The 4125-nt window shown below is 59.1% G+C and carries 4 protein-coding genes; 1 reads left to right on the top strand and 3 read right to left on the bottom strand.

Going from position 1 to position 4125, the window contains the following annotated elements:
* Positions 1-21: 21 nt before the first annotated feature.
* Positions 22-2418 carry a type IV secretion system DNA-binding domain-containing protein gene (locus Q0082_RS18085; protein WP_298195007.1) on the bottom strand — a complete coding sequence of 799 codons (2397 nt, stop codon included), beginning with the start codon at positions 2416-2418 and terminating at the stop codon, positions 22-24.
* Positions 2411-2701, bottom strand: a complete 291-nt coding sequence (locus Q0082_RS18080) for a ribbon-helix-helix protein, CopG family (protein WP_147161308.1) — start codon at positions 2699-2701, stop codon at positions 2411-2413. Before Q0082_RS18080 ends, Q0082_RS18085 begins: the two co-directional genes overlap by 8 nt.
* A gap of 541 nt (positions 2702-3242) precedes the next feature.
* Here Q0082_RS18080 and Q0082_RS18075 point away from each other — a divergent pair.
* Positions 3243-3464 carry a hypothetical protein gene (locus tag Q0082_RS18075; protein WP_298195006.1) on the top strand — a complete coding sequence of 74 codons (222 nt, stop codon included), beginning with the start codon at positions 3243-3245 and terminating at the stop codon, positions 3462-3464.
* 53 nt (positions 3465-3517) lie between these two features.
* On the opposite strand, the gene Q0082_RS18070 is transcribed toward Q0082_RS18075, so the two are convergent.
* Positions 3518-3772, bottom strand: coding sequence for a hypothetical protein (locus Q0082_RS18070; protein ID WP_147161306.1), 255 nt, complete (start codon positions 3770-3772; stop codon positions 3518-3520).
* Positions 3773-4125: the final 353 nt, after the last annotated feature.

Raw genomic sequence — 4125 nt, 5'->3', positions numbered from 1 at the left:
TCCGGACAGTGGCGTGAACCGTCATCGTTCCGGCTCCTGATCGTCATCAATCGAAGGCTCTGCGCGGCGCTTGTCCTCGGCCCCGAAGCCGTGGATCGTTTCACGCTGGACCTCGCTCTCCTGGCCCGCGTCCCGCGCATCCTTGTCGCGCTGCTGATCGGTGCGATTCTGCGCCCGACCGGAGCGCTCTGCGACATCTTTCAAAGCGAATTGCTGCTTCTCGCGTCTGTCCTTCTCGCCAGACTTGCTGAACTTGAAGGCGCTGTGGAGGTCGCGCTCGCGCGCCGGTGGCCCAGCGCTTTCTTCCTCCTTGCGTTGTTCGCGCAGAACCCGTTCAGCTTCTTCGACGGTTCGCTCGACCGAGCGCTCGATCTCTTCGCGTAACCTTTCCGCTTCTTGCTCGGCATCGGTGCGCTCCGCATCGATGGGCTTTTCAGACCGCTGCGGCTGCTTGTCCGGACCGCTCTCATCACCTGCCCTCATCAGCATCTCTGCGGCTTCCTCCGGCGTTGGCACATAGTCTGCCGCACGCATGTCCGTGACGCGCACGAAGCCTGGCGCGCGCGCTTTGTAGTCCTTCCAGCTGAGCTCGATCCGGGCTGCCGGAAATCCGTCCGGGAACTTCACAAAGCCGTGCATCGATGGAAGGTTGGAAATGTCGTCAGGGAAGACGAGTTCGGCCACCTGAGTGCGCGGTGTGATCGTCGAAGCGTCCCGGTTGCTGTTGTACCCATAGGAATAGGCCTCATCCATCTGCCTGACTTCGCGCCGACCAATGAATTCCGAGCAGCGTTGGGCCGTCGCCGGATCGGCCAGTTTGAGGATCAGTTTGGTGCCAGCGAGAGAGGTGAGATGCGTCGCGCCATTCTCTCCGTAAGTGTCCTGCAATGCACCGAAGGAATGCATTCCCAGAATAAAGGCACCGCCGACCCCTCTGGCAGTCTGAAGACCATTCTCGATGGCGGGCAGGCGATGGAGCGCATGGACCTCATCAATGAGAAACCACGTGCGCAGATTGCGGGTCCGGCCCATGCGAAACAGGGCGTTGACGGCAATGTCCATCCACAGGGTCAGCAAAGGCCGATTGAGGACAAGGTCAGGGTGGGTCGAGGTGATGAAAAGGATCGACCCTTCCTTCACATCCTCGGTCATCCACTTGTTGATCGAGAAGCCCGGTTGACCATTGCGTGGCTCGGGCAAGAAGCGGAATACGTTGGCGTTCGCATTGAAGGTTGCCCGGATCGCTTCAGCCATCTTTGCGGCTGATGGCGACATCAACGGAGCTGCGATCGTTCCCTCGAGATAGCGGCTGATCGTCTTGAGGTCGGCGTGCATCAGAAAGTAGGCAAGGCCGCCGTTCGAGCGGATGCCGAGCCTGATCATCTTCATGCACATTTCGACAAAGATTGTGCGGGCCGATTTCTGCCAGAAATCATCGTCCGCATTGCGGCCGCTCGGGACCAGTGCGCTGGCGGCGCTCATGAACTCGGCATAGTTGTCGCAATCGTTGAAGATCGACCAGGGCTGGCAACGCTGATCCATCGGGTTGAGAATGAAGTCGGTGGTCTCGTCGTAGAAGCTCTCGACGAAGGTACCGGTGAGGTCGAAGATGACACAGCGGTGGCCCCGCGCCCTCGCCTGTGTGACGATCTTCTTGAGCTCGGTTGTCTTGCCTGCACCGGTGGTGCCGATGAACATCGCGTGGCTCTGTTCAAGGCGCCAGGGGAAAGGGACACCAGCGAGCCTATAGGGCTGATGAAGCCCACGCCTCGTGCGGCTCTTGAGGTCCTCCTTGAGAACCGCGTCAGGGTCCTCCGCTGGCATGCGGGCAAGGCATTCCTTTTGGTGCTCGTTCCAGTTGTAATGTTTGATCGCCGCAACGAGCACATCACGCTCAACCTTGACCGCACCGCGCTCATGGCGTTCGGTGAGAATTTCTGACCCGCGGCGCCGCGAATAGTCAAAGAACCAGATCGTCAGCGGAACGCAAATGAAGACCGAACCGAGCATGGCCGAGACAGTCACCTGAATGGCCTTGCCCCACGCCGCCATGACGGCGGGATGAAAGGGCACCATATGCATCCGGCCCTGCACCATATCGCCCGATGGGAGGGTCAGGTTGACGGACTTCATGGGGTTCAGTCCGACCCAGTTCCAGAACTCCGCAAGGACCCGCATCAGAACAAGGGTCACCTCATGGTCCTTGAAGGTGATCGCAACGAGCAGGGACAGCAGACAGACCGTTGTTCCGGCCCAAGTGTAAAGAGGGATGCGAACCCCTGCCCAGGTCATCAGAATCTGATGGTGAAACAGCTGTGATCCGCGAGTGAAATTGCCCGCGTTTCGCTTCACTTTTCCGCGCGCGGAATCATGCGTCAGCGTGACGGCTTTCTTGCTGAAACGGATGTCCTCACGCATGGTATTCACGCACGTTGCGCAGAGCCATGTCGATGAGCTCGTTGACGTCCTCAGGGTATTGCCGTTCAACCAAAAGCGACAGCGCGAGCTGGGTATGCTCGAGGATCGTCAGAGCGCGTTCGGCATTCAGCGCGATGCCAAGGTTGAGGAGAGGAAGGCCGACGGCAATCGAAGCACGGATCGCTTCAGCGCGCGAAACGCCTTTGGTAGCAGCAAATGCGTCGAGCTCGCGCAGCACCTCTTCGGAGAGGCCGATGCCGATGCCTTTGAAGACTTTACCCATGCAAACCTCACAAGGTTATGCATGGCTTGGATACCGCAGGCGCATTTATACCGTAGCCGAAACGCCGTGAAAAGCGCTTTGCAGCCCGAAACTTGTTGCGGCGCTATGTGATTGTTTTAGCGTGCTTTTGGCGCTCTTGATCAGCTTCCGAAACATGTTTCACCGAGCCCCAGCCCCGCCGATCTACACCTAACATCCTGCAATAAAACGCGATTCGTTCCGAAACGCCTTACGGTAAAACCGTGTTCGGTGTGCTAGTTCAGGGACTTGGCGGCTATGTGCTGAGATCTCGGGTTTGGTGGGAGTCGCATGTCAGGAGTGGCTTTCCCGAAGTAAGCCAGGCCGAAGGCCAGCGCGCGATGAAAACGAAGATTGCGTTGCTTGCCAAAGCCGCGGCACGGTACCTCTGGCAACTTCAGAGGCCCGGCGTCGTCTCGGTTGTCCGGTAGGGCGCAGAAGCATCAGGCAAAAAAACGTCTCGATCTGGCTCTACAGATGGTTCATCATCTGAGAGGCAAACGAGACGCAAAGGACAGGCCCTATGGTGTCAAAGGTTGAACGCGAGCGCGCTGCTCTGGAAGCCGCTGAAAAGGAGCTGGCGGAGCGCAAAAAGAAGCTCGCGGAACTCGAACAGGAAGAGGCGGAAAAGCAGCTCGCCAAACTGGTGCGAAAGGTAGGGCAGGATCGTGCAATCCAGCTCCTCGAGCTCGCCGTGAAAGTGAAGCCTAAAGCAGCGGTCGATGCTCTGACAAAGCTGGCGTGAGGCGGGCGTAAGCACAGGGGCCATTGGGTGCGGACTTACCGCACCCGTGAGGCTCAGTATTCGTCGTCCATCTTCCCTGCTGCGGTGTAGACGATGTCGTCGATCAGATGCAGCGGAAGCTCACCGTAATCCCCTTCCTCGATCAGCAGATACGAGCCGTCTCCGGCCCGGACCACATGGACATCGAAGAAGGTGTGATAAGAGCGCCGTTCCGCCTGCATGATCTTCTCATCGAGTGCGATGATGTCGGTATCGATCTGACGGATCGTGGCGGTATCAGCTTCATAGGCTTCTGCGGTGTAGCACATCGTTGCCTCCTGTCGTTGGCGGCTCGTCCGCCATGCCATGAAACAGCGCTCCGGATGTGCTCGGGTCACCGGAGCGAAGCGGAGGCTTGACCGCAAACTGGTCGAGTGGTGCGGAAGTCCGCTTGCGGACTTCCCGGTCGGCCTGTTTGTGGTTGACCCGGGCATGGCCGGAGTGCTCATGGCGATGGTGGTGGACGGGCCATTGGCAGGAGGCTGAAGTCGGATTTGCACGGTGCTTTGGGAGCGTCTCCGTCCTCGCGCAGAGCGCTGGTTCCATGGCATGAGAAAAGGGCACCGCGGCTTGAGGCCGGGCACCCTTTCCCCTTGCCGAACGAACGGGAGGCTGTTCGTCG

The organism is Novosphingobium sp. (genome assembly GCF_027489515.1).
Lineage (GTDB): Bacteria > Pseudomonadota > Alphaproteobacteria > Sphingomonadales > Sphingomonadaceae > Novosphingobium.
The sequence above is the reverse complement of the archived record's forward strand: the minus strand, read 5'-3'. Positions and strand labels throughout refer to the sequence as shown.